Source organism: Prevotella amnii CRIS 21A-A (assembly GCF_000177355.1).
In the GTDB taxonomy this organism is placed as follows: Bacteria; Bacteroidota; Bacteroidia; order Bacteroidales; family Bacteroidaceae; genus Prevotella; species Prevotella amnii.
In genome coordinates this window covers 1-500 of sequence record NZ_ADFQ01000018.1, presented here as the reverse complement: position 1 = coordinate 500, position 500 = coordinate 1, and the positions used below count along the sequence as shown (strand labels likewise).

1 pseudogene is annotated in these 500 nt (G+C 44.0%); it reads left to right on the top strand.

The annotated features are described in order from the left end of the window. Positions 1-500: pseudogene (locus HMPREF9018_RS02310) on the top strand (IS1634 family transposase); the annotation flags it as partial.

Sequence of the window (500 nt, the reverse complement as noted above, 5' to 3'; positions counted from 1 at the left end):
AACAGGCAAAGGCTGACGAATGGTGGAGCCGTATGGAGAAAGAAGGTGGAATCGACAGGTTTAATAAGGAAGAGCAGAAGTCGCTGAGAAAATATGAGAACTATATTGACCTTGAGACGGCAAACTATACTGACGCAAGGAATGTTGGTGCTGAGTGGCTCTGCAAGCAGACAATAGACAAGCTGCAATTAGAGGGTTTCCTGCGCAAAAACGGCTGGACGGAGAATGCAATACACACGGCTTTGTCAGCATTGATTGTCCGTACGGTATATGCAGTTTCTGAACGTTCATCTTATTATTATTTGCGGGATAACTCGGCTGCTGGCGAACTTTACAGCGGAGCTCCTGGCTGGACACCAGGAATCAATTCTCTGTATAAAATCACTGACAAGTTATATGAACTAAAGGAACAGTTAGAGCGTCATCTGTGCAGCGTTACTGACGATCTCTTTAATATAGACAACAAGTTGATGCTCTTCGACTTAACCAACTTCTATTTC